At 70.7% G+C, this 26,728-nt stretch carries 20 protein-coding genes and 2 pseudogenes; 7 read left to right on the top strand and 15 right to left on the bottom strand.

Features of this window, described 5'->3' with window-relative positions:
- From AB0K82_RS15870 to AB0K82_RS15835, 8 genes and pseudogenes are all read right to left on the bottom strand, one after another.
- A pseudogene (locus tag AB0K82_RS15870) lies at positions 1 to 842 on the bottom strand (hypothetical protein); the annotation flags it as partial.
- Positions 842 to 2,479: an ABC transporter ATP-binding protein gene (locus AB0K82_RS15865; RefSeq protein WP_364397422.1), complete on the bottom strand. Its 1,638-nt coding sequence runs from the start codon at positions 2,477 to 2,479 to the stop codon at positions 842 to 844. The pseudogene AB0K82_RS15870 and the gene AB0K82_RS15865, both read right to left, overlap by 1 nt.
- A gap of 55 nt (positions 2,480 to 2,534) precedes the next feature.
- Positions 2,535 to 2,651, bottom strand: coding sequence for a SapB/AmfS family lanthipeptide (locus AB0K82_RS15860; RefSeq protein ID WP_364397419.1), 117 nt, complete (start codon positions 2,649 to 2,651; stop codon positions 2,535 to 2,537).
- Positions 2,652 to 2,657: 6 nt separating this feature from the next.
- The gene (lanKC, locus tag AB0K82_RS15855) at positions 2,658 to 5,219 is read right to left on the bottom strand and encodes a class III lanthionine synthetase LanKC (protein ID WP_364397416.1); all 2,562 of its coding nucleotides are present in this window, start codon (positions 5,217 to 5,219) and stop codon (positions 2,658 to 2,660) included.
- A gap of 787 nt (positions 5,220 to 6,006) precedes the next feature.
- Positions 6,007 to 6,105 (bottom strand): annotated as a pseudogene (locus AB0K82_RS15850) (transposase); the annotation flags it as partial.
- Complete coding sequence (locus AB0K82_RS15845; protein ID WP_364397413.1) at positions 6,102 to 6,587, bottom strand: flavin reductase family protein; 486 nt, start codon at positions 6,585 to 6,587, stop codon at positions 6,102 to 6,104. The gene AB0K82_RS15845 and the pseudogene AB0K82_RS15850, both read right to left, overlap by 4 nt.
- Positions 6,588 to 6,627: 40 nt before the next feature.
- On the bottom strand, positions 6,628 to 8,340 hold the full coding sequence (sppA, locus tag AB0K82_RS15840; protein WP_364397410.1) for a signal peptide peptidase SppA: 1,713 nt from the start codon (positions 8,338 to 8,340) through the stop codon (positions 6,628 to 6,630).
- Between the two features lie 138 nt (positions 8,341 to 8,478).
- Entirely contained in the window at positions 8,479 to 10,476 is a 1,998-nt protein-coding gene (locus AB0K82_RS15835) for a glycosyl hydrolase family 18 protein (protein WP_364397407.1), read from the bottom strand.
- A gap of 185 nt (positions 10,477 to 10,661) precedes the next feature.
- Here AB0K82_RS15835 and AB0K82_RS15830 point away from each other — a divergent pair, with 185 nt between their 5' ends.
- Positions 10,662 to 11,477 (top strand): NUDIX domain-containing protein, encoded by an 816-nt coding sequence (locus tag AB0K82_RS15830; protein ID WP_364397404.1) that lies wholly within the window; start codon positions 10,662 to 10,664, stop codon positions 11,475 to 11,477.
- 3 nt (positions 11,478 to 11,480) lie between these two features.
- Here AB0K82_RS15830 and AB0K82_RS15825 read toward each other — a convergent pair whose 3' ends face one another.
- Positions 11,481 to 12,203, bottom strand: a complete 723-nt coding sequence (locus tag AB0K82_RS15825; RefSeq protein WP_364397401.1) for an SDR family oxidoreductase — start codon at positions 12,201 to 12,203, stop codon at positions 11,481 to 11,483.
- A 78-nt stretch (positions 12,204 to 12,281) separates the two neighbouring features.
- Between AB0K82_RS15825 and AB0K82_RS15820 the strand changes: the two genes are divergently transcribed.
- From AB0K82_RS15820 to AB0K82_RS15800, 5 genes are all read left to right on the top strand, one after another.
- On the top strand, positions 12,282 to 12,701 hold the full coding sequence (locus AB0K82_RS15820) for a hypothetical protein (RefSeq protein ID WP_364397398.1): 420 nt from the start codon (positions 12,282 to 12,284) through the stop codon (positions 12,699 to 12,701).
- Between the two features lie 76 nt (positions 12,702 to 12,777).
- A complete protein-coding gene (locus AB0K82_RS15815) occupies positions 12,778 to 13,422 on the top strand; it encodes a TetR/AcrR family transcriptional regulator (RefSeq protein WP_364397395.1) in 645 nt (214 codons plus the stop codon).
- On the top strand, positions 13,419 to 13,910 hold the full coding sequence (locus AB0K82_RS15810; RefSeq protein WP_364397392.1) for a hypothetical protein: 492 nt from the start codon (positions 13,419 to 13,421) through the stop codon (positions 13,908 to 13,910). Before AB0K82_RS15815 ends, AB0K82_RS15810 begins: the two co-directional genes overlap by 4 nt.
- A 138-nt stretch (positions 13,911 to 14,048) precedes the next feature.
- Positions 14,049 to 14,948: a hypothetical protein gene (locus AB0K82_RS15805; protein ID WP_364397389.1), complete on the top strand. Its 900-nt coding sequence runs from the start codon at positions 14,049 to 14,051 to the stop codon at positions 14,946 to 14,948.
- Between the two features lie 190 nt (positions 14,949 to 15,138).
- Complete coding sequence (locus AB0K82_RS15800; protein WP_364397387.1) at positions 15,139 to 15,591, top strand: PQQ-binding-like beta-propeller repeat protein; 453 nt, start codon at positions 15,139 to 15,141, stop codon at positions 15,589 to 15,591.
- A 58-nt stretch (positions 15,592 to 15,649) separates the two neighbouring features.
- Here AB0K82_RS15800 and AB0K82_RS15795 read toward each other — a convergent pair whose 3' ends face one another.
- The 3 genes from AB0K82_RS15795 to AB0K82_RS15785 all read right to left on the bottom strand — a co-directional run bounded on the left by AB0K82_RS15795 (position 15,650) and on the right by AB0K82_RS15785 (position 20,782).
- Positions 15,650 to 17,578 carry a Xaa-Pro dipeptidyl-peptidase gene (locus AB0K82_RS15795; RefSeq protein WP_364397384.1) on the bottom strand — a complete coding sequence of 643 codons (1,929 nt, stop codon included), beginning with the start codon at positions 17,576 to 17,578 and terminating at the stop codon, positions 15,650 to 15,652.
- Between the two features lie 151 nt (positions 17,579 to 17,729).
- The gene (gene glgB, locus AB0K82_RS15790) at positions 17,730 to 19,928 is read right to left on the bottom strand and encodes a 1,4-alpha-glucan branching protein GlgB (RefSeq protein WP_364397381.1); all 2,199 of its coding nucleotides are present in this window, start codon (positions 19,926 to 19,928) and stop codon (positions 17,730 to 17,732) included.
- Positions 19,929 to 20,023: 95 nt separating this feature from the next.
- Positions 20,024 to 20,782 (bottom strand): GntR family transcriptional regulator, encoded by a 759-nt coding sequence (locus AB0K82_RS15785; RefSeq protein ID WP_364397378.1) that lies wholly within the window; start codon positions 20,780 to 20,782, stop codon positions 20,024 to 20,026.
- A gap of 114 nt (positions 20,783 to 20,896) precedes the next feature.
- Here AB0K82_RS15785 and AB0K82_RS15780 point away from each other — a divergent pair, with 114 nt between their 5' ends.
- Entirely contained in the window at positions 20,897 to 21,115 is a 219-nt protein-coding gene (locus AB0K82_RS15780; protein ID WP_345357135.1) for a hypothetical protein, read from the top strand.
- Between the two features lie 9 nt (positions 21,116 to 21,124).
- Here the strand turns inward: AB0K82_RS15780 and AB0K82_RS15775 are convergent, their stop codons facing one another.
- From AB0K82_RS15775 to AB0K82_RS15765, 3 genes are read right to left on the bottom strand one after another with little or no spacing between them, the layout of a single operon-like run.
- Positions 21,125 to 22,510, bottom strand: coding sequence for an aminoglycoside phosphotransferase (locus AB0K82_RS15775; RefSeq protein ID WP_364397375.1), 1,386 nt, complete (start codon positions 22,508 to 22,510; stop codon positions 21,125 to 21,127).
- Positions 22,511 to 22,547: 37 nt separating this feature from the next.
- Positions 22,548 to 24,287: a maltose alpha-D-glucosyltransferase gene (gene treS, locus AB0K82_RS15770; RefSeq protein WP_364397372.1), complete on the bottom strand. Its 1,740-nt coding sequence runs from the start codon at positions 24,285 to 24,287 to the stop codon at positions 22,548 to 22,550.
- The gene (locus AB0K82_RS15765; protein ID WP_364397369.1) at positions 24,284 to 26,290 is read right to left on the bottom strand and encodes an alpha-1,4-glucan--maltose-1-phosphate maltosyltransferase; all 2,007 of its coding nucleotides are present in this window, start codon (positions 26,288 to 26,290) and stop codon (positions 24,284 to 24,286) included. The genes treS and AB0K82_RS15765 overlap by 4 nt, the downstream gene beginning before the upstream one ends.
- Positions 26,291 to 26,728: the final 438 nt, after the last annotated feature.

The raw sequence follows: 26,728 nt of genomic DNA, 5'->3' as shown, positions 1-26,728 counted from the left end.
CGGCGGTCCGGCTCGATTTCTCGGCCCTGGACCGCCCGTTGGACGGTGCCACGTTCGATGACCGGGAGTCGCTGCACCGGAGCGTGGTGGCCGGGGGCGGCGAGCCGCGCCACCGACCGGGCCGCCGCCGCCTGGGCGTCGATCAGCCGTCCGACGTCGGCGGCCATGGCGTCCTCCGCGCCGCAGGCGACGATGTCGCGGAGGCCGGCGGCGAGTGCGGTCGCGGACTTGGCGATCCGTTCCTCGGCGAGGATGAGCTCCCGCTGACGGGTCATCGCGCGCGACACCATGCCGAGGAACAGGCCGAGCCCGGCGAGGACCGGCGGCACCACGAGGAGCAGCGTCACCGGCATCAGGGCCGTCAGCCCGACCAGCGCGCTCGCCAGGGTGAACACGAACCCCCTGACCAGCAGCAGCACTCCCGAGAACGTGTCGCGGACGATTTCGACGTGCTGGGTGAGCCGGGCGACGGCCGCCTCGTCGGGGCGGCCCGTGCGGACGGCCTCGTGGACGGCGCTGCGAACGACCCGGCGGACCAGCGCGTCCCGGAACGGCTCGACGATCCCGGCCAGGGGCCGGTACGCCCCCGCGCTGCCGACCGCGCCGACGGCCGCCGCCACCGCCATCGCGGCCAGCCAGGCCAGTCCCGTTCCCATGCGGTGGGCCAGGAACGCGTCCGTCGCCCCCGCGACGGACCGGCCGAAGACGAGGACGGGCGCCGCCTCGAGCACCGACCACGCCGCCAGCAGCGCCGCCTCGCGCGGATGGCGGCGCAGGGCGGTGACCAGCACCCGCGTGCCGGTGAGACGTCGCCGTGGTCGGCGCATCAGCCGAACCCGCATCAGCGGAACACCTCGCGGTACTCCGGATCGGCCCACAGCTCCCGGTGCGGCGCGCAGGCGCGGATCCGCCCGCCGTCGAGCCAGGCGACCAGATCCGCCCGGGCCGCCGTCGCCGCCCGGTGCGCGATGATCAGGCGGGTGCGCGGATCGCGCGTGAGGGCCTCGCCGATCTGCATCTCGGTGACGGTGTCGAGGCTGGAGGTCGCGTCGTCGAGGACCAGCAGCCGCCCGGGACGGGCGAACGCGCGCGCCAGGCCGAGCCGTTGCAGCTCACCGCCGGACAGCGGAGCGGCGTCCGGAGGGGTGTCGTAGCCGGCGGGCAGGCGGCGGATGAACCCGTCCGCCCGCGCGGCGTGGGCCGCCGGGACGGCGTCCCCGCCGATCGCCTCGGCGATCGTCGCGCCGAACAGGGCGGGCCGGGCGAAGGCGTACCCGACCGTGCTCCGCAGCGCCTCGTGGCCGAGGTCCCGCAGAGAAACGCCGTCGAGCAGGACCTCGCCCGCGTCCGGGTCGGCGAGGCGGCCGGCCAGCGCGGCCAGCACCGACTTGCCCGATCCGGACCGGCCGACGACCGCGACGGCCCGGCCGCCGGGAACGGAGAGGTTCAGGCCGTCCAGTACCGGGGCGGCCGACACCCCGCGGAACTCCAGGCGTCCGGGACCCTCCGGCAGCGCGGCGGTGCCGTACCCGGGCGGCTCCCGGTCGAGCACGGGCAGCAGGCGGACCGCCCCGGCGCGGGCGCGGGCCAGTCGGCCGAGCTGGGCGATCACCGGCCCGACGTCGGCGCCGAGCCCGGCGTACTGGGTGGCGGCCAGCAGACCGCCCGGGGTCAGCCGCCCGGCCGCCAGCTCGTACCCGGCGACGGCCAGGACCGTGAGCTGCAACAGCGGGACGGCGAGGGTGCCCCTCCCGGCGGTGGCGGCCTGCACCCGCCAGGTCCGGTGCCCGTACTCGGCGAGTTCGGGGAGGGGCTCCAGGATCCGGGCGGTCTCGCGGTCGGCCGTCCCGGCGGCCGCGACCGTCCGGTTGCCGGCCAGGGCCTCGACGAGCCGCGCGGCGATCGTGCCCTGGACGGCAAGGTAGCGGCCGACGACGGCGGAGGTGTCGCGGACGAAGGCATTGAGAACCGCGATGATGAGCGGCAGGCCCAGCGCGAACGCCACCGCCAGCCAGGGGTCGAGCAGCAGAAGGGCGATCATCCCGCCGACCGGGGGCAGGACGGCGGTGACCGCGAGGACGAGAGCGGACGGGGCGAGGCCGGTGTCGGTCGTGGCCGCGACGGCCCGGCTGGTCACGTCACCGGCCGCGAGGCCGGACGATGAGGGCCCGGCCGACGGGCCGAGGGCCAGCAGCCGGCGTACGAAGCGGTGCCGCATCCGGGCGGTCACGGCGGCCGCGCTGGTCCCGATCGCGAGTTCGGTCAGGACGTCCCCGGTCGCCGCCGCGGCCACCAGGGCCGCGTAGACGAGGGGCCAGGTGGACGCCCCGCCGTCACGCAGAACGCCGTCCACGGCGCGGCCGAGGACGGCCGGCAGGAGCGTCTCCGCTCCCGCCCGTACCAAAGAGGTGACGGCGAGTAGGCTCGCCCAGACGCCGCCGTCGCGGATCGCCCGAATCACGAGCCCACTCGCCGTCATCGGTCTCCCTGCCTGCATGGTCCGAGCCATGGCTCTCGGAGCCATGCGTCTTTCATCAGAGGCAGAGCGTGATGCTGTTGGAGCTGTGGCACAGCAGGCTCAGGCTGCTGTTGGCCTCGCCGCCACCACCACCCGGGGTGGCCTCCATGCCCTGCATGTCGAGAAGCGTCATCGTGTGTCACCTCCTTACGGTGTCCGTGTCTCCGACACCCGCGAGGGTTCTCGCGGGCTGCTCTGGTGCCGTGAGGAACGGCAGGTTGACCGGCCGGTCGTGCAGTGCCGCGCCGAGCGCGAGCAGGACGCCGGCGGTCCCGGTGCCCAGGTCCATCGAGAGCCGCAGCAGGTTCTCCCCGAGGAACGCCAGGCCGTCCTTGTACGAGACGGCGTGCCAGGCCAGGTCGCGGATGTGCGCCGCCGCCCGCGGATCGCCCTGCCGGGCGAGGTGCAGCAGCATTCCGGCGCGGCCGCCGAACAGTCCGGCCTGGGCGTAGTAGACCGACTTGGCGGCGATCCGGATCCCCTCGCGGGCCTCCCGGAACCGCTCGTCCTCGCGGTGCGCGAGGAAGTCATCGATCACCAGGCCGATCCCGACGCTGCCCCGGCCGAGGTACGGCAGGATCCGGGTTCCCTCGTCGACGTGCAGTGCGCCGTTCTTGTCGGTGACGCATCGCTGGAGGTCCAGCCGGATGGCCGCGGCGGCGAGGTCGAGGAGGTTCGGGTCGCCGGTGCGCTCGTAGAACCGGATGAACATCAGCGCCGGGCCGGACATCCCGCGCAGCAGCCCGGGCCGGGCGGGCGGGTCGGTCGCCGCCACGACATGGTCGGCGACCAGTTGCGCCGCCCGCGTCGCCGCCTCCCGGAGGGCCGGGGCCTCCAGCGGTCCGGCCAGCCGATCCAGCGTGAGCGCGACGCCCGGCAGCCCGCCGTACAGATCGGTGCCGAGACGCTCCCACCGCTCACCGAGACAGATGTCGACGACCTTGCCCGCCGCCTCCAGGTGACCGAGGTGGGCGAGGGTGAACGCCGCGCCGTACAGCCCGTCGTACAGGCCGAGGCCGCTGCCGGGCTCCGGGTCTGTCGCGTGCTCGATCAGCCAGTCCGCGTGCTCGACCGGGCAGCCGGTGACGTCCAGGGCGTACAGGACGCCTGCCGCACCGTACGCCAGCCCGAGCGCACCGCCGCCGAACTGCTGGATGTCGCCGGGGAAGAGCCGGTCGTCGCGGTCGGGGGTCGCGCTGGCGAGGATCGCCCTGCTCAGCGCCGCGCGCGCGTCCTGCCAGCCGACCGGTTCGGGCCGCAGGGAGGGGCGCGCTCCGACGAGCCGGCTCCCGGTGGTCGCGTCGCGCGAGATCTCCGCGACGGCCGACTCCAGGTACCCCTCGGGCACGGGGAACCACTCGGTGATCACCTCGGCCAGATGGGCCGCCTTCGTACGGTCGAGCTGGAGGATCGTGGTCAGCGGCGCGAACAGCGCGAGCTTCAGGCACGCGAGGCAGTAGTCGTCCACCGCGGTGCCCCGGCGGTCGGGCGGGGCGAGGAAGCCCGGGTTGGCGAGGATCTGCCGACCCTCGTCGGTGGCCGGCGCCGCCGTCTCGAAGTCGATCAGCGCGACCGTGTCGTTCGGGCGCACCATGATGTTGAACATGTGCAGGTCGTTGAACACGACGCCGCGCGAGTGCACGGCCTGGACGACGCGCTCGGTGCGCTCGTAGATCTTCAGTGCCCACGCCGTGTACTCGGCGATCCGGTCCGGATCGGGCTCCGGGTCGAGCAGGGGATGCCGCTCGGCGAAGAAGGTGTTGAGCGGCCGTCCCTCGACGAACTCCTGGACGAGGAAGTGATGGTCGCCGAGCGTGAAGTAGTCGTGAGCGGCGGGGATGCCGTCGATCCCGGAGAGCCGCCGCAGCATGTCGTGCTCCCGGCGGAGTCGCGTGACCGCGTCGGCGCCGCCGGCCGCCAGCCCGGCGTACGGTCGGGCCTCCTTGAGGACGACGCGCTCGCCGGTCCGGGTGTCCTCGGCGGTGTAGACGCCGCCGCCGTTGGAGAAGTGCAGGGCCTCGGTCACCCGGTACGGCAGGCCGGCCATCGTCACGGCGTCGCGGGCGGCCAGGTGCGGCCGCAGGCAGTCCGGCACGGTCACCCAGTCCGGCACCCGGAAGACGGGGTCACGACGGTCCGGCACGAGCCGGCCGGCGCCGTCCTCGATGGCCGACACGAGCCGTCCGCGGTCGTCCTCGCAGTGGCGCTCGAGGAAACCGCCGTAGCGCACGTACAGCGGGCCGTCGCCGACTCGGAGGTCGGTGAGGATGTACGGCCCCGGCTCGCCCGCCAGGATCTCGCCGAGGTCGTCGAGAATCCGCTCGAGCTCGGCCTCGTCGCGCGGGTAAATGGTGACGAGTTTTCCGCTTCCGCCGCGCGGCGCGTATTTCGCGTTGCGCATGAAAAGGACATCGGAACTGCGAAGGTGCTTGAACGAGATTCCCCTGGGGACGCAGTAGTCGCGCACCCGGATCAGCACGTCCTCGGCGTTGTCGTGACACGCCGACACGTGGATCTTCCAACCCTGCTGGGGGATGTTCTGCGCCGGCGGGACGTAGACGAGCCATTCGTGGCGGCGAATCCGTTGCCATCCCTCGGGGAGGGGCTCGTCGGCGATGGCGAAAGCCGGGCTCTCCTGACCGTCCATGACGTCATAGAAGAGCCTGTCTTTCTGGCAATACAGCTCGTACTGCTTTTCCACCGCTTCTGTCCTCTGCTCGGGAGTGGGCTGGTCGGGTGGGTCCCGGGCGTTACGAGAAGAGAGAATGGCAGGGCGCGCGATGGGTCGCCTAGGGACAAGTGTCACGAATGACTCGTGAACATGTCCTATGGCGACATGTGACCGTGAAAGGGAACAAGCTGGCGCACGGGTCATCTGTGCAGATAGCTGCCTTTTCGGGAATGGCTACCAGACGGTATCGAACGATGCGGGCGATACCCGCGACCTTCGTTCCCGGGCGCGTCCGGGGGTGCTCCGCACGCATCGCTGGCTTGGCACCCCGCCTGTGAGGGGGGATCGAAGAGGTCCGGTCCGGTGTGGCCGTGGGCTACGGGCCGGATGGCAATGGGTGCGACGGCGACTGGTGGCAGGATGAGGCGGCGACGGGCCGGGCGTCGGCTGGCTGACCAATGGATCCGTATCGCGTCGGGTAAAACGCGGTGATCTTCTGCAAGAGGCCGCGCCGGTCCGGTTGGATCAGTGTCATCTTCGGGTATCCGTTACACGGTGTCCGATGGTTATGACTATGCGTATCAAGCATGTCGGTCAGCTGGGCTGTTCGACCAGCTATCCGGTGAGGAGAAGGCACATGGCTGCCGATCCAGGCTCACTCGCCCGGGCAACACCTTGGCGCAAGAGCACCCGCAGCGCATCAGGCGCCTGTGTCGAGGCTGCCGTCGCGAAGGTCCTTCGCCCGCGTCCGGAGGCGAGCGCGGCTGACCCGCACGGGGCCAACTCGCCGGTGCCGTCCAGTGTCGCGGGTGTCCCACTCCCACTCCCGCTCGCGATAGCCGTTGCGGCGGTTGACGCGCTCGCCGGAGCGCTGCCCGTACTCGGCCCCGCAGATCGCGTCGGCCTCGGCGCTCAGCGGTATCGGCGGTTGACGCGGATCAGGGGCGGCCGCCCGGCGTCGACGTAGTCGACCGCGAGGACCTCGGCGATGAAGAGGACATGGTCCCCCGACGTGACGCGCTGCCGGGTCTCGCACTCCAGGGCGGCCGGGCCTCCCTCGATCACCAGCGCGCCGGAGCTCGGGCCCCGATGGTGCGGCTCTCCGGCGATCAGCAGCCGAGCGCTGGGCCGGCCCGCCGCCGCGAACCGGCCGGCGATCGCCCGCTGGGCCGCGGACAGCACCGTCACGGCCCAGCGATCGCACGTGTGCAGGACCTCGCCGAGGTAGGAGCCGGCGCCGACGCCGATCATGACCATCGGCGGGTCGAGGGAGACGGAGGAGAACGCGGTCAGGGTCGTGCCGATGTCGTCGCGTCCGTCTCGTACGGTCACGACCACGACGCCGGTCGCGAACGTCGCCAGCGCCTCGGTGAAGTCGGCCGGCGTGACCTCGCCCACGGTCACGCCGTGCCCGGCCCGGGCGTGCGCCCGGTCTCCATCAGCGGATCTCCCATGCGCCCGGCAGCATCAGCGGGCCGCCGGAGGGCAGGCCGATACGCGTGGCGACTTCGGTGAGCGGGCCCCACGCGTCCACGCGCGCGCTCGCGGCCGTACGGTCGTCGCTGGACTCGGCCGGACGAAGACGATCGAGCGGCGAGACGCGAGGGTAGGCCCGCACGGGCGCGTCGGCGGCCAGCCCGGCCTTCTTTCTCGCCAGGTCGAGGGCGTACGCCAGTCCGCCGAGCTCGTCGACCAGGCCGCGTTCGTGGGCGTCGGCGCCGGTCCACACCCGCCCCCGGGCCAGCTCGTGCACGCGCTCGCGGGACAGCGCGCGGCCTTCGGCCACCTTGCCGACGAAGTCGTCGTACACGCGGTCGAGGAAGGTGTTGATCCGCGACCACTCCTCGTCGGTGAAGTCACGCGTCGGCGCGTACATCCGGGCGTGCGCGCCGTGCTCCACGCTGCCGAGCCCGATGCCGAGCCGGTCGAGCAGGTCACCGATGACCGGCTTGCCGATGACGACCCCGATCGAGCCGGTCAGCGTGCCCGGCTGCGCCACGATGGTGTCGGCGGGCGCCGCCACGAAGTAGCCGCCCGACGCGGCGACGTTGCCCATCGACACGATGACGGGCTTGCCCGCCTTGCGGGCGAGGACGACCTCGCGCCAGATCGTGTCCGACGCGACGTACGAACCGCCGGGGCTGTCGACCCGGAACACGATCGCCTTGACCTTGTCGTCCCGGGCCGCCGCGCGGAACGCCGCGGCGACGGTGTCCGAGCCGATCGACGCGCCCTGCCCCGGCAGGAGGCCGCGACCGCTCCGGCCCAGCCGGATCGGCCCATGCCCCTGGATCAGCGCGACGACGTCCTGCTGGGGGCGGGGTATCCGCTTGGTCACGCTCTGACCCCGGTTGTACCGCGCGACATAGCGCAGCCGGACCTCGCCGCCGCGGAAGCCACCGGCCGCGGCGCGGACCTCGGCGTAGACCTCGTCGCGGTAGGCCAGCCGGTCGACCAGTCCGGCCTCGAGGGCCTCGGCGCCCAGGAGCGGCGCCTGGTCGATCAGCTCGCGGACGCGCTCCTCCGGTAGCCCGCGCCCGGCGGCCACCCCCGCGACCACCTGCGCACCGATGGAGGAGACGATGCGGTCGGACATCTCCCGGTGCTCGGGGGTGTACGTGCGCTCCATGAAGGTGTTGGCGGCCGTCTTGTACTCGTGCCGCTTGGCGAAGCGCGGCGTGATCCCGGCCTTCTCCAGCGCCTCGTTGAAGAAGGGCTCTTCGAGCGCGACACCGGTCAGCGCGAGGTCCCCCGACGGCTGCAGGTAGATCCGCTCGAACGCGGTCGCCAGGTAGTAGGGGACGGTCCCGCGGCCGGTCTCGCCGAAGGACTCGGCCCAGGCCACGGTCAGCTTGCCCGCGTCGCGGAACGCCTGGACGGCCGCCCGAAGCTCCTGGGCGACGGCCAGGCCGAGCCGACCGCCGCCGATCCGTACGATGAGCGCCTTGACGCGAGGGTCGGAACCGCCCTTCCGCAGCCCGGCCAGGACGTCCCGCAGATGCGCCCGGCGCATCGAGACCAGCGCGGACACCGGGTCGGCGGGCGGCCCTTCGACGATCCCATCGGTCAGGTCCAACTCGAGAATCAGCGGGGCGGTGCGCCGCTCCCGCGCGTCTTTCAGCAGGTCGACCACTGCTCCGGCATCCACCATGAGCCCAACCCTATGCGGCACGCGCACGTACCGGGGCGAGGCCTGGCGATCCGGCCGCAGGGTGTTCGAGTCACCCGACGGCCCCGGATCGCCCCCGTGTGGGCCGGCGCTCACGGAGGGAACGCCGGCCCGTACGGCTCAGTGCAGGCCGCTGTCGAGGGCGGTCATCAGGGGGCCGGTGTCACCGGACATCTCCCAGATCATCGCGCCGAGCAGGTTCTTGGACTTGATGTAGTCGGTCTTCTTGCCGATCGACCACGGGTCGTCGAAGGACCACCACTGGCCGTTCGCACCCGTGTAGCAGTACGTCGCGATGGCCTGTTCGTCGTGGTAAACGGTGCAGCCCGGGACGTTCGTGGCGATGTTCTTATATCCGCGCGTGCCCGCCTCCTCGGGGAAGTCGCCGGGCGCCGCGCCGTTCGCCGCCTGCCACTCACCGTTCTTGCCGCCGTCGGCCACCTGCTGCCAGCCCCGGCCGTAGAACGGGATCCCGATGGTGAGCTTCCGGGTGTTCACTCCGGCGTCGGTGTAGACCTTCACGGCCGAGTCGACGCTGAAGTGGGTGGAGTACGGATCGTCCGTGTCGACGTACAGGTTCGCCTGGTGGCCGGTGCGGTTCGGCTCCCAGGAGTTGTCGCTGCCCGAGCCGTGGAAGTCGTACCCCTGCACGTTGGCGAAGTCCAGGGAGTTGAAGATCTTGGACAGGTCCCAGCCCGCGTTGATCTTGACCGGGTCGGCCGGGGTGAAGGCGGTCAGCAGGTATCCGCTGCCGAGGGCGTTCAACTGGCTGCGGAACTCCGCCAGCAGCGCGGTGAGGTTCGCCTTGTCGGCCGGGTCGTAGTGGTTGCCGGGGTGGCCGTCCGGGCTGCCCGGCCACTCCCAGTCGACGTCGATGCCGTCGAACACGCCCGCGCCGGTGCCCGACCCGCCGGTGCCGTCGGACGACACGGGCAGGTTGCCCTTGATGAACATGTCGATGCAGGAGCTGACGAGCTTCTTGCGCCCGGCGTCGGTCTTGGCGGCGTCGGAGAAGAACTTCGAGTACGTCCATCCGCCGATCGACACGAGCACCTTCAGGTTCGGGTACTTCGCCTTCAACTTCTTGATCTGGTTGAAGTTGCCCTTGAGCTTCTGGTCCCACGTGTCGCCGACGCCGTCGACGCTGTTGGCCGCCGACACCGAGGCCCCGTAGTCGGCGTACGCGTCACCGGCCCCGGTGCCCTGGTCGGGGTCCTCCGGGTTGGACGTCGTGCCCTTGGTCGTCTCGGCGCAGGTCAGGTTGGTCGGGTCGAGGTTCTCGAACGCGTAGTTCAGCACGGTGAGCTTGCCGGCCGCGCCGTCGGTGTCGAGGTTCTTCATCCAGAAGTTGCGGCCGTAGATGCCCCACTGGGGGTAGTAGCCGACCTTCTGGTAGGTCCCGCCACCGCCCCCGCCGCCGGACTGCGTCGTGCCGGACACGGTGGCGCTCTTGGCGGACTCGTTCCCGGCCGCGTCCCGTGCGGTGACGGAGTAGGTGTGGCTGCTGCTCGCGGCCAGCCCGCCGATCGTGGCGCTGGTCGAGGTCGTGGTGGCGACCACCGTGGACCCCTCGTAGACCCGGTAGTCCGTGACGCCGACGTTGTCGGTGGACGCCGTCCAGGAGAGGCTGATCGAGCCGGACGTCGTACCCGTCACGCGCAGGCCGGTGGGCACCGTCGGCGGCGACGTGTCACCACCACCACCACCGCCGCCTCCGCTGCCGTCGCACGGCTGCCCGTTGAGCTTGCAGTTCAGCGGCGTGGCCGACTCGGGCGCGCCGGTCCAGCCGAAGCTCGCCGACGCGCCGGGCGCGAGCGTGCCGTTGTACTCCCGGTTGGTGAAGGTGTAGTGGGTGCCGCTCTGAGTCATCAGGGCGTCCCAGTACGCGGCGACCGAGCCGCCGGCGGGCACGTCGAACTCGACCTTCCAGCCGCCCAGGGTCGTGGAACCGCCGTTGGTGATCGTGTACTTGCCCTGGTAGCCGCTGCCCCAGCCGGAGTCCTTGGTGAACGTGGCGGTCGGGGCGGTGGCCGCGTGGGCGGACGGGGTCGAATGGGGCAGGGTGAGGAGGGCCGCCGCCGCGAACGCGACGACGAGCCGGAGGATGTTCCGTCTCAAGTTGGCTCCTCGGTGTGGCGGGAGGAGCACGGCGCCGTACTCACTGAAAAGAAACTTTCTTTTCAGTGCTCGGAAGCTAACCCGGTCGAGAGACGCCGTCAATGCCCGAAAAACCAGTGGTCAGCCGGGTGGTGAGGGTGGTTTTCGGCGGTGGCCGTCCCGACCTGCCCGTTACCCTCACTGGTATGGGCGACGGGGACGGCTGGGTGAATTGCGACGCCGGTCATCGGCACTGGGGCCGCCATGGCGCGGCCGGTCTGCTCCTGTACCACCTGGCTCCCGAGCCCCACGTGCTCCTGCAGAAGCGTGCCCGGCTGTCCATCGGCGGCGGCACCTGGGGGATCCTCGGCGGCGCGCGGCACAGCCACGAGGACGCGATCGCCGGCGCGCTGCGCGAGGCGGGGGAGGAGAGCACGCTCGACCCGTCCGTCGTCCGGGTGCACGGCCTGATCGGCGACCACCATGGCGGCTGGTCGTACGAAACGGTGATCGCGTCCGTCGCCGAGCGGCCCGACGTCCGCCGGGCGTCGTTCGAGACCGCCGACGTCGCCTGGGTCCACGTCGATCAGGTGCCGCGCAAGAAGCTGTTCCCGGCGTTCGCCGACGGCTGGTCCCGGCTCCGCGCCGCGCTGGTCCGACCGGTCCTCGTCGTCCACGCCGCCGCGCTCGACGGGTTGGGGGCCGACCCCGCTCGGCTTCGCGACCGGCTGGCCGCCCTCGGCCCGATCGACGACCTCCCCGGCGCCGTCGCCGACCGGTCTTTTCCCGAGATCGTCCTCGCCGCCGAGGAGACCGGCCCGACCGCGGAGGAGGCGGCCGGAAGCGCCGTACGGGTCGTCGCCGCGCGGGACGGCGCGGCGGGACTCGCGGGGCTCGCCGCCCCGCGGGCCCCGGACGAGCACCGGGTCGTCGTCACCGACGACCCGGTGCTGCGCCGCCGCGCCGAGGAGGCGGGTGCGACGGTCGCCGACCCGCGCTGGCTCCTCGGCCTTCTCCGTTGAGCGTCACCAGGGGAGCGGGCCGTTCTCGTCGAAGTAGCCGCAGGTGGGCCCGTCCTCGCCCAGCAGTGCCAGGTCGATGGCGACCTTCGCGCTCTGCTCGGGCGTGCGCACGCCCCGGTGGCCGTTGAGGTCGGTGGCGGTGTATCCGGGTTCGCAGGCGTTGACCTTGATCGCGGTGTCCCGCAGTTCCTTGCCGTACTGCACCGTCACCGCGTTGAGCGCCGACTTCGACGACGCGTACGCGAGGTAGGACGGCACCGTCGAGTCCGGAGCCGCGTGGGAGCCGATCGACGCCAGCCGGCTGGACACATTGACGATCCGCCCCGCCGGGGAACGCCTCAGTAGCGGCAGCAACGCGTGCGTCACGGCCACGACCCCGAACACGTTCGTCTCGTACACGGTCCGCATCGCCGACACGTCCGTCTCGCTCGGCGGCACGGGCACGGGGCTGTCGGTGATCCCGGCGTTGTTCACCAGGATGTCGAGCCGGCCGAAGCGCTCCTCGATCCAGTGCGCCGCCTCGGCGACCGACGACTCGTCCGTCACGTCGAGGCGCACGGAGTGGAACTCGCCACCCTCGTCGTTCAGCGCGGCGACGGCTTGCTCGCCTCGTGTCCGATCACGGGCGGCCACCAGAACCGCGCAGTCGTGTCGCGCCAGCCCACGAGCGATCTCAAATCCGATGCCCTTGTTCGCCCCGGTCACCAGGGCCAGTTTCGATGTCATGTGGTGATCAAAACTTTTAGAGCGCGCTCTAAGTCAAGCCTGCCGCTTGGACCCGGGGCGGTCGGGCATGGTGGCGCTATGACGGAGCAGCACTCGGGCCAGGAGCCCCGAAGGCCGGTTCTGATCGTCGACGGGGCGAATGTCGTGGGCGCCACGCCCAATGGCTGGTGGCGGGACCGCGCCGGTGCGGCCGAGCGGCTGCGCGACCGGCTCGCCCGCCTCGGCGCGGTGGAGGGACTGCCGGGAGCGGGCTCCGGCACCACCCATCCGGAGGTCGTCCTGGTCACGGAAGGCGCCGCCCGTGGCGTGCCCAGCGTGCCCGGCGTACGCGTCGTCGAGGCGCCGGGCAGCGGCGACGACACGATCGCCCGGCTGGCCGCACCCGAGGCGGGGGAGAACCGCACCGTCGTCACCGCCGACCGCGAGCTGCGACGCCGCGCCGAGGCGGCGGGCGCCTCGGTCGTCGGTCCCAGTTGGCTGCTGGGTCGCCTGCCCTGATCCGAACTCCACCGAGAGTGCGGGCCGGCGCCGGACGAGCGTGTTATTGTCAAGCTTGACAATAGGGGGTCCGGTGATGGGAGCACGGCGCAGGCGTCGTTCGCCCGAGGAGGCGCGCGAGGAGATCCTCGCGGCCGCGGCCACGCTGATCGCCGAGCGTGGGCCGGACGGTGCCGGCCTCCGGCAGGTGGCCGAGGCGGTCGGCGTCACGCACGGTCTGGTGACGCACTACTTCGGCACCTACGGCGCCCTCGTCCGCGAGGTCCTCCGGCGCGAGAACGCGCTGCTGCGCGACCGCGTACGCGAGCGGATCCGGGCCGAGGCGGGCGTGCCGACCGCCAAGGGGATGATGAGCGTGCTCTTCGACGCGCTCGCCGCTGAAAGGTACGTACGCCTGTTCGCGTGGGCCGAGCTGCACGCCGACCTGGGCATGACGGACCAGGGACTTCGGGAGCTGGTCGACGCCATGGAACGGGGCATCCGCGCGGCACTGCCCGGCCCGGAGGTTCCGGGACGGGACCGGATCGAGACGGTCGTGCTGCTCGGCCTGTCCGCGTCGTACGGCTACGCCATCGGAGGCCGATCCTGGCTCTCCGCGCTCGGCCACGACCCCGCCGACCCGGCCCATGAGGCCGCCTTCCGGGCCGGCCTGACGACCGTGCTCGCCGGCCACATGACCGAGAGATCCGGGCTGGTGCCCCGCGACCGGAAGGAGTCGTGACCGTCATGACGCCCGACGTCGCCCTGGCGGTGGGGATCGCCCTGCTCGTCATCGTCCTGCAGTTCACGACCCGGCCGGTGCGGTGGCAGGCCTGGATCTGGGTGGTGCTCTGCGTAGCCCGCGGGTGCGTCCCGCCGGGGCCCGCGCGTGCGACCACGGCGGGCATCGGCCTGCTCGTCGTCTCGCTGATCGCGTCCGCGATCTTCGGCGCGGTACGCGGCCGGACGATGCCGATGTGGCGGGGCCCCGACGGCCTCGTCTACCGGCGGGGCGGCGGTGTCACGCTCCTGCTGTGGCTGGCGACGATCGCCACCCGGTTCCTGGTCTCCGGGCTAGGGCTGGTGGTGTTCCACGAGCCGGTCGACCTCAACGCGCTGTGGCTGGGACTCGGCGTGACGCTCGCCGCCCAGCAGTTGGTCATGATGCGCCGCGCCGGCCGCCTCCCGCACCCGGACCCTCGGCCAGGCCGCCCCGCCCGCGCCCGCTGACCGCCCCCTCACGGCCGCCTTCGCCGACCTGGTCGCCCACCAGTCCGCATCGACGCCTCCCTGGTCCTGCCCGTACGAGGTTGAGTCGCCTTTGCCAATGCTTTGCGTAGTCATGAAACTACGGATAGTGTTCGGTGTGTGCCCAGTCGTGACCACCAGATGGTGTTGGAGTTGATTCGGGAGCGCCCGGCGCTCGCGGCGGACCTGCTGGATTGCGTGTGCAAGGGGCTGGTGCCGTCGACCACCCACGCCCGCCTGGAGCCCGCGGACCTCAGCGAGCACAAACCGGTGTCCTATCACGCCGACGCCGTCGTGACGCTCGGGAAGGATCGCGCGGAGCTCGCCGTCATTGTGGAGGTGCAGCGGCGCCGGGACCCCCAGAAGCGCCTGTCCTGGCCGGCGTACGTAGCGACCGCCCGCGCCCGGTTGGGTTGCCCCACCGTGCTACTGGTGATCTCCCCGAAGCAGGGCGTGGCCGGCTGGGCTCGCGAGCCGATCCTGCTCGGACACCCGGGCCTCGTCCTGCGGCCGCTCGTCCTCGGCCCGGAGGAGGTCCCCGTCCTCACGGACGGACAGGCGGTCCCCGTCCCGGAGCTCGCAGCCCTGTCCGCCGTGGTGCACGGTCCGGGCCCTGACGGGCCCAAGGTCTTCGAAGCATTGCTGCAGTGCATGAGGACCATCGATGCCGACAGGGCACAGGGTTTAATGGATGAAGTAATCGCCGTGCTTCCTCGGGCGGCTCGGGATCTTCTGGAGGGGATGATGAAGACCGCAACCGGCGAGTACAAGAGCGAATTCTTCCGCAACGCCGTCCGTGAGGGGCGGGATGTGGGACTGCAGGAGGGACGGCAGGAGGGACGGCGGGAAGGACGGCACGAGGGGCGGGTGGACATCATCCTCGCCATGCTGTCCGCCCGAGGGGTCATGGTGCCGGATGAGGCGCGGGCGCGGATCCAAGGGTGCGCCGACCTCGATCAGCTCGTGGAGTGGGGGCGGCGGGCCGCCACGGCGGATTCCATCGAGGAGGTCCTCGGCTGAGGACCCGTGCGTGAGTGAGCCCTGGGACGGTGATCGTCCCGGGGCTCGTTTCGTGTGGTGAGCCCGGCCATGGCGTCCGGCGGGTGGCCGGTGAACCGGCCCCGGCCGGCCGGGGCGGGTCAGCGCCGTGTCGACGGAGTCGTAGTGCTGGGCCGGTCTCTACTGGCAGCTCGACGCCGCCACCGGCAAGGTGCTGTGGAGCGCGGCCCCTGCCCCCGGCGGCCAGCAGGGCGGCATCCAGTGGGGCAGCGCCACCGACGGCCGCCGCGTCTTCACCGCCGAGTCCAACTCGCTCAACGTCAAATACAAGGTGCCCGACGGACGCACCATCGACTACGGTTCCTGGTCGGCCCTGGACGCGGCCACCGGCAAGCTCCTGTGGCAGGTCGCCGACCCCTCCAAGGGGCATGACAAGGCGCCCCTGACCTACGCCAACGGCGTCCTGTACGGAGGCTCGACGTCCGGGCACATGTACGCCATGGACGCGGCCACCGGAAAGATCCTCTGGGACTACAAGGGCGTCGGCTCCTCGATGGCCGGACCGGCCGTCGTGAACGGCTTCGTCTACTGGGGCAACGGCTACACCGCCAGTTGGGCCACCGAAGGCAGCATGTTCTACGCCTTCGCCCTGCCCAAGAAATGACGGGTCCGACGTGAGCGGGCCCCGGGACGGTCGTCCCGGGGCCCGTCTCAGCTGCGGATCAGTGGAACTGGTGGGGCTGCTTGGGCAGCACGACGTGGGTCGGGCCGCGCCACTTCTGCTCGGTGGAGAAGGTCGAGGCCGACGGTGCGCCGCCGATGATCACGGGGAGGGTGATCTCGCTGCCGGCCAGGTCGACCGTCACGGCGGCGCCGGTGGCGTCGTCGTCCTGCGTGTCGGCGTCGGTGCCGATGAGGACGAGGGCGAGGCGGTGCCCGGCCTTGAAGCGGTAGTCCTGCGGCAGGGTGTTCCAGCGGACCGTGTAGGTCCTGCCCGGCGTGAGCGGCGACGGGTGGCTGAGGGACGTGCGGTTCTGCGCGTCGAGGTAGCCGCGGGTCACCACGTTGACGTCGGAGGTCACCGTGTCCGTGACCACCTTCCGGTAGCAGGCGTCGTCGGTGGGCGTGCTCTCACCGTGGCAGTCCTCGGTGGTCAGCGTCTTGACGCCCGATCCGGCGCCCAGGTAGTTCACCCGGGTGTCGGTGCCGTAGTCGACGAGCAGCGCGCCGAGGTTCGCCGTCGGCCTGTCGAGCTTGATCTTCAAGCTGACCCGCGGCGTGCCGGACAGCCGTACGTCGGTCTTCAGCGACGGGGTCGTGTAGGCCAGCCGGTAGGGCTTCGCGGTGGTCGGGTCGGCCACGGTGTCGGCCTCGGCCTGCTTCGTGTCGCTGTACGTCCCCGTCCCGGACCCGGTCTTGAGGCCGAGGGTGCCGTCCGCCTGGGGGCGCAGGCCGAGCTGCCGGGTGTGCGGCGCGGGCCAGTCGGCCTGGGTGGCCCACTGGTCGGGCCCGACCTCGACGTCGGCGCGCGGCTGCTTCATGATGTCGTTCGGCAGCTTCCACAGCCAGTGGTCGAACCACTGGTGAAGGGTGTCCACCCAGACGTCGCGGCGGAAGTCGAACGGGTCGACGTGCCCGTACTGCGACAGCCACACCTTGCGCGGCACTCCGCGCTCGGCCAGCGCCGCCCACCAGGTGGAGAACTGGCTGGGCTTGACGTTCAGGTCGTTCAGCCCGTGGATCGCGAACACGCTGGCGTGCACCTTGCTCGCGTCGGCGATCGGCCCGGTGCGGTAGTTCCGCTCGTTCCAGAAGGCGTTGTAGTTCCCGGTGGCGTCGTCCTGGCCCTGGGCGAGCCGCTGCTGGACGGCGGCGCACTTGGCGGGCGGGTCGGTGTCGACGACCTGCGCGAGGCCGTCCTCCTCGCCCTTGAACCAGATCACGCCGTTCATGCGGCTGTAGTCGTACCAGGAGCTGATCGCGGAGATCGGCACGATGGTGTCCAGGCCCTTGACGCCCGTGGCCGCGACGCCGTTGGCGAGCGTCCCGTCGTACGACTTGCCGATCATGCCGGAATGACCGGTGGACCAGGTGGCCTTGACCGGCCTGCCCTGGGCGTCGAACGCCTTGGCCCGGCCGCCCAGCCAGTCGATGACGGCCTTGCCGCCGAGCACGTCGGAGGCGCCGCCGGAGGTGGGGCAGCCGTCGGACTTCGTGGTGCCGTCCATGTCGACGTTCAGGACCGCGTAGCCGCGCGGCACGAAGTAGTTGTCGTAGAACAGCGGGAACTTGACCGGGTTGCCGTTCGCGTCGTACGTCTTGCGCTCGGACTCGTTGCCGCGGCCGAGGTTGTCGTAGTACGGGCTCTCATCGATGATCGCCGGCACCTTCAGCCCGGCGTCGGTCTCCCGCGGCCGGATGATGTCGACCCGGATGAGGTCCTTCTTGCCGTCACCGTCGGAGTCGACGCTCGACTGCACCCGGACGAACTCCCGGATGGCGTTCTGGTACGAGAAGACGGGCTGGGTGACCCCGCCCGCCACCTTGATCGTCGGCTTCTTCGCCGCATGGGCGGCGGGTGCCCCGGTCGCCGTGAGGGCGGCCGCGACTGCGATTGAGGCGAGAACTCCTCGCCGTGCTGAGATCCGCACGCGCTACCTCCTGGGGTTGCGCGCGCAATCTCTCGTACCACAGGGCCCTGCCACAACATCATTGCCACATGTGGCCCGATCATCCTCGGGCATCGCCGCCTCGTGGCCGTGCCGCCGACACGGCCACGAGGAGGTTCCGGGCGGCGGAGGATCACTCCGGGGCGAGCCAGAGGGCGCCGAGCGGCGGCACCCGCAGGCAGGCGGAGGCGGGCAGGCCGTGGCTGGGCTCGTCGACCGCCTCGACCCCGCCGAAGTTGCCGACCCCGCTGCCGCCGTAGTCGTACGCGTCGGTGTTGACCATCTCGCGCCAGCGGCCCGGGCAGGGCAGGCCGAGCCGGTAGTCCTCATGCGGGATGCCGGAGAAGTTGACGACGCATGCGAGCGGCGAGCCGTCCGGTCCGTACCGCAGGAAGGAGATGACGTTGCCCGCGACGTCGTCCGCGGCGATCCAGCGGAAGCCCGCCGGGTCGGCGTCCCTCGTCCACAGCTGGGGCGACGCGGAGTAGTTGTGGTTGAGGTCGCGGACCAGCCGTCGCATGCCGACGTGGAAGTTGTCCTCGGCCTCGTCCAGCAGCCACCAGTCGAGGGACCGGGACTCGGCCCACTCGGCGCCCTGGCCGAACTCCTGCCCCATGAACAGCAGTTGCTTGCCGGGGTGCGCCCACATGAACGCCAGCAGCGCCCGCAGGTTGGCGAACCGCTGCCACTCGTCACCGGGCATCTTGCCCAGCAGGGAGCCCTTGCCGTGCACGACCTCGTCGTGCGACAGCGGCAGCACGTAGTTCTCCGAGTACGCGTACACCATCGAGAACGTGATCTCGTGGTGGTGGTAGCCGCGGTACAGCGGGTCGCGCTGGAGATACGCCAGCGTGTCGTGCATCCAGCCCATGTTCCACTTGAACCCGAACCCGAGCCCGCCGAGGTGGGTGGGGCGGGTGACGCCGGGCCAGGCGGTGGACTCCTCGGCGATCGTCACGATGCCGGGGGAGCGCTTGTACGCGGTGGCGTTCATCTCCTTGAGGAAGTCGATCGCCTCGAGGTTCTCCCGGCCGCCGTAGATGTTGGGCGTCCACTCGCCCTCGGAGCGGGAGTAGTCGAGGTACAACATCGAGGCGACGGCGTCCACGCGCAGCCCGTCGACGTGGAACTCCTCCAGCCAGTAGTTCGCGTTGGCGACGAGGAAGTTGCGGACCTCCGCGCGGCCGAAGTCGAAGATGAGGGTGCCCCAGTCCTTCTGCTCGCCGCGGCGCGGGTCGGCGTGCTCGTACAGCGGCGTGCCGTCGAAGCGGGCCAGGGCCCACTCGTCCTTCGGGAAGTGACCCGGCACCCAGTCGATGATCACGCCGATGCCGGCCTGGTGCAGCCGGTCGACGAGGTGGCGGAAGTCGTCGGGGTTCCCGAAGCGCGACGTGGGGGCGTAGTAGGACGTGACCTGGTAGCCCCAGGAACCGCCGAACGGGTGCTCCGACACCGGCAGGAACTCCACGTGCGTGAAGCCCATCTCGGTGACGTAGTCGACGAGCTGGTCGGCCAGTTCGCGGTAGCCCAGGTCGGCGCGCCACGATCCCAGGTGCACCTCGTACGTGCTCATCGGCGACCGCAGCGCGTCATAGGACTTGCGGCGCGTCATCCACTCGTCGTCCTCCCACTCGTAGGAGGACGTGAAGACGGTGGACGCGGTGGCGGGCGGCCGCTCGGCGTACCGCGCCATCGGGTCGGCCTTCCGCCGCCAGACCCCGTCGTTGCCGAGGATCTCGAACTTGTAGTTGGTGCCGTCGCCGACCTCGGGGACGAACAGCTCCCAGATGCCCGTGGCGCCGAGCGAGCGCATCGGGTGGGCCCGGCCGTCCCAGTGGTTGAAGTCGCCGATGACCCGCACCCCGCGGGCGTTCGGCGCCCAGACCGCGAACGAGGTGCCGGCGACCGGCCCGAACACCGAGGCGTAGGTGCGGGTGTGCGCGCCCAGGACCTTCCACAGCTCCTCGTGCCGGCCCTCGCCGATCAGGTGCAGGTCGAGCTCGCCGAGGGTGGGCAGGTGCCGGTACGGGTCGTCCTGGATCACTTCGGGCCCGTCGTACGCCACCGCCAGCCGGTAGTCCGGCACCGCCTGGGGTTCGTCACCGGCCAGGGGGGCATCGGGCGGCAACGTGGCCGCGAAGACGCCCCCGTGCACGTGGCGCATCGGGTGCCGGGCGCCGTCCGGGAGGATCACCTCGACCTTGGTGGCCAGCGGCCGCAACGCCCGAACGGCGACGCCGTCACGCCCGGGATGGGCGCCGAGCACGCTGTGGGGATCGTGGTGATCTCCGCCGATCAACCGGTCGATCTCATCATTGGTGACCCGCGCCATGACGCTCCTCGATCTTCTTGTGTGCCCACGCTTCCCATAAGCCTGCCCGACGAGCGTCGGCTAATCCTCGGGGGGTCGGGATGTTCCCGGCCCGTTCACAGGTCGAGCGCGTAGTCGAGGACGACGCGGTCCGCCGGGAGGACGATGTCGCGGCAGACCTCCAGGACGCGGTCGCCGGACAGCATTCGCCGGGTGATGGTCAGCACCGGCACACCCGGCGCCATCCGCAGGGTCGCCGCCTCCTCCGGGGTGGGCATCCGGGACCGTACGGACTCCTCGACCCGGGTCGCCGGGTGCCCCAGGTAGGCGAGTTGCGCCGGTGTGCCGCCCGGCCACGGCTCGCGGTCCGGGTCGGCCACCGGCGTCCCGGCCACCAGGTTCCAGGGCAGGTAGTTGGTGGAGATCTGCTGGGGTTCGCCGCGCGCCCAGAACACGAAGTGCCGGCGGAGCAGCGGAGTCCCCGGATCCGTCGCGAACAGCGCCGCCAGGTCCGCGTCGGCGCGCCGCCGGGAGTAGGACCGGTCCAGGCGGTAGTCCCGCCAGGTGATGTGGTGGTCGACGGTGAAGGAGGTGGCGGGCGTCGCGCCGGGGTCGGTCTCGGCGCGGTAGCGCTCCATGGCCAGCCGTCGTGCCGGCGGGCGGTCGCGGACGAGCGTGCCACCGCCCCGGCGGGTCTCGATGAGTCCCTCGGTCCGGAGTAAGGAGAACGCGCTGCGAACGACGATCTCCGAGACGCCGTACGACGCGGACAGCCGGCTGATCGTGGGCAGCCGAGCCCCGGGCGGATAGGTGCCGTCGCGGATCAGCTCGCGGAGCTCGCCGGCGATGCGGACGTAAGCGGGGAGGATAGCCACCTTGCCCTCCTCATAGCCGTACGGGGACGTTCCGCTTACGGGCGGGTTGACACCTCCACCTAACAGACCCACTTTCGTATACAGAAGGCGGAGTTTCCAGCACGAAGGGGCAATATGGCGGATTTCGCCGCGGACAAGGCCACGTTAGAGAGTGACTTCCCCGGCTGGGTCGTCTGGCGCAGCGACGCCGGGCACTGGTACGCGACCCGCGCGGGCAGCCTCACCGACCAGCAGATCCAGGCCGGTCAGGCGATGACCGTGGCCGCCGAGGCACCGGAGACGCTCCGGCTCCTGCTCGCCGAACAGGAGCATCCCGGCGAGGGCGCGGGATGACCCGACCGGTCAGGAGGCCAGGTAACCGGACTCGGTGCGGGTGCTGAGGGCGGCGATCGAACCGAGCGGGATCCGCAGCCAGGAGGGCCGGTTGCGCGCCTCGTACATCACCTCGTAGATGGCCTTGTCGAACTCGAAGGCGCGCAGGATCACCTCGTGCGCGGCCGGGTCGATGCCGCCGGCCTCGGCGTAGCCGCGGCAGAAGGCGGCCCGGTTGCGGTCGGCCCACTCCTGGGCGCGGTACTCCAGCTGGTCGCGGTCGCCGCCGAACGCCTGTCCGTTGACGAGCAGGTGGCGGGCCGCGTAGTCGAACGAGCGCATCATCCCGGCGACGTCGCGGAGCGGGTGGGCGGGAGCCCGGCGCTCCTCCAGGGACTTGACGGGCTCGCCCTCGAAGTCCAGCAGCATCCAGCCGGAGTCGGTGCGCATGACCTGGCCGAGGTGGTAGTCGCCGTGGACCCGCTGCACGAGGAGCGGCTCGTCCAGTTCCTCCAGCGCGTCGAACGCGTCGGTGAGCCGCCCGGCGTACGGCCTGAGCTGCGGGACGACGTCGCACGTCTCGACCAGCCGAGCGTGCATCCGCTCGGCGATCGCGCCGACCTCGGCCGGGGACATCTCGCCGGTGCCGAAGGCGGCGGCCAGGTCCCGGTGGACGTCGGCGGTCGCCGCGCCGAGCCGTTCGGCCTCGGCGGCGAAGTCGCCGCCGACCTCGTCGGCGCGCAGGTCGGCCTCGGCGTACAGGTCGCGGACGCTGGTGCCGGCGAGCTGCCAGCCGTCGGTCCCGCTGCGCAGGAACTCCGACATCATCCCCAGCGTGGACAGCGTGCCGCCGAGGTCGCTGGAGAACCAGCCATGCAGCTCCGGGACGTGTTTGCTGCCCGCCCGCGCGAGGCCGATGCTGACCTCGAGGTCGGGGTTGATGCCGGGGGTGAGGCGGCGGAAGAGCTTGCAGATGTAGACGTCGCCGTAGATCAGTGAGGTGTTGCTCTGCTCGGCCGGGCTGGCGAGGCTCTCCAGCTCGGTGTCGATGGTGCTGATGGAGCGGAAGGTCAGTGGGCCGACGTCGACGTTGCCGGCCATGTTCTCCAGCCAGACCCGGGTCAGGCCGGGGTCGTGGACCGCGTCATAGACACAGGACCCGTCGCCGAGCTGCCCGATCGCGGCGTACTGCAATCGGCCGGGCAGCTCGCTGCGTACTCCCAGGGGCACCTGATATCGATCGGTGCCCCCGTCCTGGTGTACGGCGATGATGACATGTCGCAGCGACGGATCGCCCTCGACCAGTTCGGTGTCGGAGACGACGGATATCCCGTCGATCCTCCGATCCTTGCCCGCGAACCACCGCTGGCGCGGGAGCCAGTCCACCAACAGATCGTCGAGTCGTTCCAGCCGCACTGACTATGTCACCTCGCCTGTGCCTCCTGTGTGTGCGTCATGGCGCTTCGCCATCACCCCCGGGGCTCGGGGACAGGAGGAACCAGTAGAAACCATGCCCAGGAAGCGTAAGAAGATACGGGAGCTCCCCAATCGTGGGGAATTGCACTCCTCCCATGCACTCGACGGGGTTCGCGCCCTTGAACCGCCGCAGGTCGAGCTCGACCGGCTGCGGGAAGCGCGAGAGGTTGTTGACGCACAACACGCGATCTTCTCCGTATTCCCGGACGAACGCCAGCACGCTGGGGTTCGACGCGGTCAGCTCGGTGTAGTCACCGACGCCGAAGACCGGATGCCGCTTGCGGATCTCGATCATCTTGCGCGTCCAGTGCAGGAGCGACCCCGTGTTGTTCTGCTGCGACTCCACATTGATCGCCTGGTACCCGTAGATCGGGTCCATGATGACCGGGAGGTAGAGACGGGCCGGGTCACAGGAGGAGAAGCCGGCGTTGCGGTCCGGCGTCCACTGCATCGGCGTGCGCACGCCGTCGCGGTCGCCCAGCCAGATGTTGTCGCCCATGCCGATCTCGTCCCCGTAGTAGATGACGGGCGAGCCGGGCAGCGACAGCAGCAGGGCGGTGAACAGCTCGAGCTGGTTGCGGTCGTTGTCCAGGAGCGGCGCCAGGCGGCGGCGGATGCCGATGTTGGCCTTCATCCGCGGGTCCTTGGCGTACTCGGAGTACATGTAGTCGCGCTCTTCGTCCGTGACCATCTCGAGCGTCAGCTCGTCGTGGTTGCGCAGGAAGATGCCCCACTGAGCGTTCTCCGGGATCTTCGGGGTCTGCGCCATGATCTCGGAGATGGGGTAGCGCTGCTCCCGGCGGACCGCCATGAAGATGCGCGGCATGACCGGGAAGTGGAACGCCATATGGCACTCGTCGCCGCCGGTCGCCGGGTCGCCGAAGTACTCCACGACGTCGGCGGGCCACTGGTTCGCCTCGGCCAGCAGCACCCGGTCGGGGTACAGCCGGTCGACCTCGGCCCGGACCCGCTTGAGGTAGTCGTGGGTCTCCTTGAGGTTCTCGCAGTTCGTGCCCTCCCGCTCGTACAGGTAGGGCACGGCGTCCAGCCGGAACCCGTCGATGCCGAGGTCCAGCCAGAACCGCAGGACCTCCAGCATCGCGTCCTGAACCGCGGGGTTGTCGAAGTTCAGGTCCGGCTGGTGGTTGAAGAAGCGGTGCCAGTAGTACTGCCCGCGCACCGGGTCGTACGTCCAGTTCGACGTCTCGGTGTCGACGAAGATGATCCGGGCGTCCTTGTACGCCTCATCCGAGTCGGACCACACGTAGAAGTCGCCGAACGGCCCCTCCGGGTCCTCCTGGGACGCCTTGAACCACGGGTGCTGGTCGCTGGTGTGGTTCATGACCAGGTCGGCGATGACGCGGATGCCGCGCTTGTGCGCCTCCTCGACCAGCTCCACGAAGTCGCCGAGGTCGCCGAACTCCGGGAGGATCTTCATGAAGTCGCTGATGTCGTATCCGCCGTCGCGCAGCGGCGACTCGTAGATCGGCAGCAGCCAGATGCAGTCGATGCCGAGCCACTGCAGATAGTCGAGCTTCTGGGTGAGCCCCCGGATGTCACCGGTGCCGTCACCGGTGGAGTCGTAGAAGCCCCGGATCAGCACCTCATAGAAGACGCAGTTCTTGTACCAGTGAGGCTGGTTGGGCTTCTCACGCGTGAACGTGTCGGGAACCGGCTCTACGGGGCCGACTCCGGCTAGGGGATCCGACTGGGTCAACTCTCGCCTCTCGAGACCGTGAAGATGTGGGCAGGCCGGGTGCGGGGGTCGAGACGCACGTAGTTCGCCTGCCGCCAGCGGTACGACTCGCCGGACAGCTCGTCGGTGACGACGAACTCGTCCGCCCAGTCGAGGCCGAGTGCGGGCAGGTCGAGATGGACCGTCGCCTCGCGGATCTGATGTGGATTGAGATTCACGACGACCAGCACGACGTCTCCGAGGCTGTCGGGGCCGTCCGACACGCGTTTGGAGTAGCAGATCAGCTCGGGCTGGTCGACATGATGGAATCGTAGGTTACGCAGCCTATGCAACGCAGGGTGTGCTCTTCGCACGGAGTTGAGCGTCGCGATGAAGGGTGCCAGGCTGCGGCCCTCCCGCTCGGCCGCCTCCCAATCCCGGGGCCGGTACTGGTACTTCTCCGAGTCGCGGTACTCCTCGCTGCCCGGCCGCACGGGGATGTTCTCGTACAGCTCGTAGCCGGAGTAGACGCCCCACGTGGGCGACAGCGTCGAGGCGAGGACGGCGCGGATCGCGAACGCCGGCGGCCCGCCGTGCTGGAGGTACTCGTGGAGGATGTCGGGCGTGTTGACGAAGAAGTTCGGCCGCATGTAGGCGGCGGCCGGCCCCGACAGCTCCCGGAGGTACTCCTCCAGCTCCTCCCTGCTGTTGCGCCAGGTGAAGTACGTGTACGACTGGTGAAAGCCGATCTTGCCGAGGGTGTGCATCATCGCGGGGCGGGTGAACGCCTCGGCGAGGAAGAGCACGTCCGGGTCGGTCGCGGCGATGCTCCCGAGCAGCCGCTCCCAGAACGCCACCGGCTTGGTGTGCGGGTTGTCCACCCGGAAGATCCGCACGCCGTGCGACATCCAGAGCCGGACGACCCGCTCGACCTCCTCGTAGATCCCCTCGGGGTCGTTGTCGAAGTTCAGCGGGTAGATGTCCTGGTACTTCTTCGGCGGGTTCTCCGCGTAGGCGATGGAGCCGTCGGCGCGCGTGGTGAACCACTCGGGGTGCTTGCTCACCCATGGGTGGTCCGGCGAGCACTGGAGGGCCAGGTCGAGCGCGACCTCCATGCCCAGTTCGCGGGCGCGGGCGACGAAGGCGTCGAAGTCATCGAACGTTCCAAGCTCGGGGTGGATGGCGTCGTGGCCGCCCTCCTCCGAACCGATCGCCCACGGCGAGCCGGGGTCGTGCGGCTCGGCGTGCAGGGTGTTGTTCGGGCCCTTGCGGAACTGCCGGCCGATCGGGTGGACCGGCGGCAGATAGACCACGTCGAAGCCCATCTCGGCGACCGCCGGGAGCCGCCGCATCGCCGTTCGGAACGTTCCCGACTGCGGTGCCCGGTAGCCCATCGGGTCGTACGTCGCGCCCTCGGACCGCGGGAAGAACTCGTACCAGGAGCCGAACAGCGCCCGCTGGCGGTGCACGACCAGCGGGTGCCACTCCGAGGTCGTGACGTGTTCGCGCAGCGGGTGCGCGTCGAGGACCGCGCGCACCTCCGGGGCGTCCGCCGCCTCGAACCGTGTCATCGGCGGGATGGTGCGGTCCCGGAGCGTACGGGCGAGGGTGGTCAGCGCGGCCCGCTTCTTCGGTACGCCGACGGTCCCCTTGGGCAGTCCGGCCGCCGCGCGCTCGAACAGCCGGGCGCCCTCTTCGAGCATCAGCTCGGTGTCCTGACCGCGCGGGATCTTGATGGCCGCGTCGTGGTGCCAGTGCGCGATCGGATCCCCCCACGCCTCCACGCGGAAGTGCCACAGCCCGGTCGTGGTCGGGGCCACCCGCGCGGCGTACCGATCGGTGCCGGGGGTGACCTCGGACATGCGGACGAGGGGCCCGGTGCGGCCCTCTGGATCCCGTAGGACGACCCCGGCGCCGAGCATCTCGTGGCCCTCGCGGAACACGGTGGCGCCGACCTCGAACTCCTCGTCGGGAACGGCCTTGGCGGGCCAGCGTCCGCAGTCGATCACTGGCTGCACGTCGAGAGTGGGAATGCGTCCGATCATCGCAGGCGAGCGTACAGATGCGGGCCCGCGATCACCCTGATCTTCGGAAAGAACTGATCTTTCTTGAGGGTCGCTGCCGCCGGTCGGGGTGGGGGTGCTCGGCGTGGGTTGGCGCATAACGTCTCCGTTGCCGGTTTCGTGGGTGTGAAACGGGGTTTGTCGCCGTGTGGCGGTGACGGTGCTGCTGCGTTCGGTGACGTCCGGGACGGCCGCGTCCGATGACCGCACGCGCCGACCTCGGTCCGCGCTGGAATTCTTCCATCGCCACGAGTGGAGCGCCGGACACGACTCGTTCTCGGTATGCCTCGCCTGGAAGGCGTCAGGGGCACCTTCGCCGTGCTGCCGCTTCCATCCTCGCACTCGGGGACCTAGCTCGCATTTCCGGCCTAGCGTGCGGCTTCCCGGGGCCAAGCGTGGATCAAGATGTCGCTCACCGGG

This window comes from Actinoallomurus sp. NPDC052274, assembly GCF_040679475.1.
Taxonomy (GTDB): Bacteria; Actinomycetota; Actinomycetes; order Streptosporangiales; family Streptosporangiaceae; genus Actinoallomurus; species Actinoallomurus liliacearum.
This window is presented reverse-complemented; position numbering and strand designations above follow the sequence as displayed.

What these genes read in the sequence shown, in the direction of transcription:
- AB0K82_RS15815 (WP_364397395.1), top strand. Translation starts at nt 12,778, where the DNA reads ATGGGAGCACGGCGCAGGCGTCGTTCGCCCGAGGAGGCGCGCGAGGAG.
- AB0K82_RS15765 (WP_364397369.1), bottom strand. Translation starts at nt 26,290, where the DNA reads ATGATCGGACGCATTCCCACTCTCGACGTGCAGCCAGTGATCGACTGC.
- AB0K82_RS15860 (WP_364397419.1), bottom strand. Translation starts at nt 2,651, where the DNA reads ATGACGCTTCTCGACATGCAGGGCATGGAGGCCACCCCGGGTGGTGGT.
- sppA (WP_364397410.1), bottom strand. Translation starts at nt 8,340, where the DNA reads ATGGTGGATGCCGGAGCAGTGGTCGACCTGCTGAAAGACGCGCGGGAG.
- AB0K82_RS15820 (WP_364397398.1), top strand. Translation starts at nt 12,282, where the DNA reads ATGACGGAGCAGCACTCGGGCCAGGAGCCCCGAAGGCCGGTTCTGATC.
- AB0K82_RS15780 (WP_345357135.1), top strand. Translation starts at nt 20,897, where the DNA reads ATGGCGGATTTCGCCGCGGACAAGGCCACGTTAGAGAGTGACTTCCCC.
- AB0K82_RS15865 (WP_364397422.1), bottom strand. Translation starts at nt 2,479, where the DNA reads ATGACGGCGAGTGGGCTCGTGATTCGGGCGATCCGCGACGGCGGCGTC.
- AB0K82_RS15825 (WP_364397401.1), bottom strand. Translation starts at nt 12,203, where the DNA reads ATGACATCGAAACTGGCCCTGGTGACCGGGGCGAACAAGGGCATCGGA.
- AB0K82_RS15830 (WP_364397404.1), top strand. Translation starts at nt 10,662, where the DNA reads ATGGGCGACGGGGACGGCTGGGTGAATTGCGACGCCGGTCATCGGCAC.
- glgB (WP_364397381.1), bottom strand. Translation starts at nt 19,928, where the DNA reads ATGGCGCGGGTCACCAATGATGAGATCGACCGGTTGATCGGCGGAGAT.